3 protein-coding genes are annotated in these 2,681 nt (G+C 36.4%); all 3 read left to right on the top strand.

Going from position 1 to position 2,681, the window contains the following annotated elements; translation table 11 throughout:
* The first annotated feature begins 249 nt into the window (after positions 1 to 249).
* The 3 genes from BHV72_RS07125 (at position 250) to BHV72_RS07115 (ending at position 2,618) form a co-directional block, all read left to right on the top strand.
* Positions 250 to 651 (top strand): hypothetical protein, encoded by a 402-nt coding sequence (locus BHV72_RS07125; RefSeq protein WP_005678200.1) that lies wholly within the window; start codon positions 250 to 252, stop codon positions 649 to 651.
* Positions 652 to 735: 84 nt separating this feature from the next.
* Positions 736 to 1,941: a clostripain-related cysteine peptidase gene (locus tag BHV72_RS07120; RefSeq protein ID WP_022041503.1), complete on the top strand. Its 1,206-nt coding sequence runs from the start codon at positions 736 to 738 to the stop codon at positions 1,939 to 1,941.
* Between the two features lie 23 nt (positions 1,942 to 1,964).
* Positions 1,965 to 2,618, top strand: a complete 654-nt coding sequence (locus BHV72_RS07115) for a hypothetical protein (RefSeq protein ID WP_286855492.1) — start codon at positions 1,965 to 1,967, stop codon at positions 2,616 to 2,618.
* Positions 2,619 to 2,681 lie beyond the last annotated feature (63 nt).

Here is a 2,681-nt window from a genome sequence, read left to right as displayed (position 1 = left end):
GACTTAGACAAAGTAATCGTAGTAAATTGCTCAAATCTTACTTGGGATAAGTAAGGAATATCAGTTTCTGAAAGAAAAAAGAATTTGAGTCGCATAAGTCGCACTTTTCATATAGAAGAATGTACTTATGCGACTTTTTATTTAGTTTCCCGTCCGTTATTTCTATGACTAAGAAATACTATTTATTTGAGATAAATGGAGGTAATCTCCTCTTTTTTCTTACCTTTGCCACAATAAAATTTATATGATATGAAATACGTAAAAATACTATTTGCAATTGCACTTGTGTTTACCATGTGCTCGGCTTTTTCTTTGAAAAAAGATCACTCTAAACCTGTTTATGCTTTTGGGATTTCTGCTTCGTTTACAGATACTGTTGTATATTTCACAGAAATTCAGATCTTGGATAGTGTGAGTCTCAGTAAGGAAGGTTTTCTGGCTCATCGTGAATTGTATAGCTATCAGTTGAAAAATTATCTGGAGGACAATCTGTTACAGCAAAATAGTACATGTATGATTTACTTCTCGGAGAACAAAAGTAAATTAGAGAAGGAAGCAACGAAAATCCTCAATAAATATAAAAAGAGTAGGAATATGACAGTAACGCGGATTGAAGCTGATAAGTTCCGTTTTACGAAACCGGAAGAATAATAATTGAATTGTTAATATGGATAAGAGATGTGGTTTGCATCTCTTATTTTTTTATATTTGTCCTTTGTAATAAACTTAAAACTAATGAAAAAGATTAAAATACTTTCCCTTTTTGTATGCTTGATAGCATTATTGGCAGCCTGTGAAGATGAAGATATAACACCCTCTTATGGTGCACGTACAGTATTGGTTTATATTGCAGGTAATAATAGCCTCGGTCAGTCTGACTTTGATTCAAAGGATGTGTCGGAAATGATAGAAGGAATGAAAGGCACGGAGGGGACAACAAACAACCTGTTGGTTTATTTTGCTGGTTATAAGAAGACTGCCAAGCTGATTCGTCTGATAAAAAATGGAAAAGGCGAGGTGAAACAGGAAACTGTAATGAGTTATGATAAACACAATTCGGTTAGTCTTGACGTGATGAAGGATGTTTTTAGAACGGCCTTCTCTAATTATCCGGCTAAGAGTTATGGAATTGTTTTTTGGTCTCATGGCGATGGGTGGCTGCATTATCAGAACCCCTCAACTCGTTGGTGGGGACAGGATACAAGCGATGGAGATTATCGAATGAATATTTCGGATTTGCACGAGGCATTGTCTGTTGCTCCTCATTTTGATTTTATGCTGTTTGATGCTTGTTATATGCAGTCTGTTGAAGTGATTTATCAATTACGTGACCGTACTGATTATTTTATAGGTTCTCCTACGGAAATACCGGGACCGGGTGCTCCGTATGAAGCAGTGGTTCCCGCATTATTCTCACAAGATAAACCGGAAATTAATATTGCAGAGAGCTATTATACAGTTTATGCTGAAAAATATAATAATGGCATAGGGATTTCTAACGAAAACTGGACGGGTGGAGTCTCTGTTTCGGTTGTTAAGAGTAGTGAGCTTCCGGCATTGGCTACTGCCACTAAAGGGGTTTTGCAGACAGCTGCTTCAATGCAGCAAAGAGCTAATATAGATATTACGGGGATTTTGTGCTATGATCCTTTGCGCAGTAAGAACTATCATGATTTAATGGGATTGATGAAAAAAATCCAAGAAAACCAACAAGCATTTGATAACTATGCCCATGCATACCAAAACGCTGTTGTTTGGAAGAATACTACGGATAATAATTATTGTACCTATCCTTCGGGGTATGGGGAAATGGTTTCAATGAACGGTTTTGAAGGACTTTCTACTTATATATTACGGGGGAATGATGTAAAGCAAGATGCATATTATCGTCAGTCGGTAGAATGGTATTCCGCTGCCGGTTGGGCTGATGTATATTGGTAATTAAATTGGCAGCGTATTTTACTATGGATACACAAAATATTACTCCTTTAACACCACAAAAAGACAGACAGGTTAGTGGCTGGCTCTCATTTTTTCTTTTTGTTGTAGGTCTTGGTGCGGCAATAACAGTTGTTACTTCAATTGCAGATTTTTCTTTAGATGCTTATGACATAGGAGTGGGAGACTTTTTTATCTATCTTGTGGCATTAATTGATATTGTTTATGTTTTGGGGATTGGAGGATTGGCTCTTTATACGATATTGGCTTTTTTGAATAAGCGGTTGAATGCGGTCTTTTTGGGTAAAAGTTATCTCATTATTATTTTTCTCTCTAATCTATTACTATTATTAGGTGGAGATTACGGTGATTATGGTTGGGGCAGTCTGCCGCAAATTCTAAAGGCTTTGATTTTTGGGATTGTTTGGCTTGTTTATCTTTGCTTGTCTGAGCAAGTTTCCGATTTATTTCCGAAGGAAGAACGGAAAATTTTGAGTAGAGATAAATATATAGTTGGTTCTTTGATATTTACTCCGGTACTTTTGTTAGGCATTTCAATGTTGGTTTATTGGGGAAGTGTTCCAACTCCTATGAATATTACTTTAGGACATGGTGATTACAGTGATGGTATTATTGCTTTTCATGGAGGTGTGTCAAAATGCGCACCTTCTTTTTTTTAAGCACAAAGCCCCAACTTTCACAAGCTGGGGCTTTGTTATTACCTAAAGATTTTGTATCTTTAG

This window comes from Bacteroides sp. 43_46 (assembly GCF_001915455.1).
In the GTDB taxonomy this organism is placed as follows: Bacteria; Bacteroidota; Bacteroidia; order Bacteroidales; family Bacteroidaceae; genus Bacteroides; species Bacteroides caccae.
Note: the sequence above shows the minus strand (reverse complement) of the source record. Positions and strands in the feature narration are given on the sequence as shown.

Bases quoted from the DNA above. Each gene is read 5' to 3' on its own strand.
- BHV72_RS07115 (WP_286855492.1), top strand. From the start codon at position 1,965: ATGGATACACAAAATATTACTCCTTTAACACCACAAAAAGACAGACAG.
- BHV72_RS07125 (WP_005678200.1), top strand. From the start codon at position 250: ATGAAATACGTAAAAATACTATTTGCAATTGCACTTGTGTTTACCATG.
- BHV72_RS07120 (WP_022041503.1), top strand. From the start codon at position 736: ATGAAAAAGATTAAAATACTTTCCCTTTTTGTATGCTTGATAGCATTA.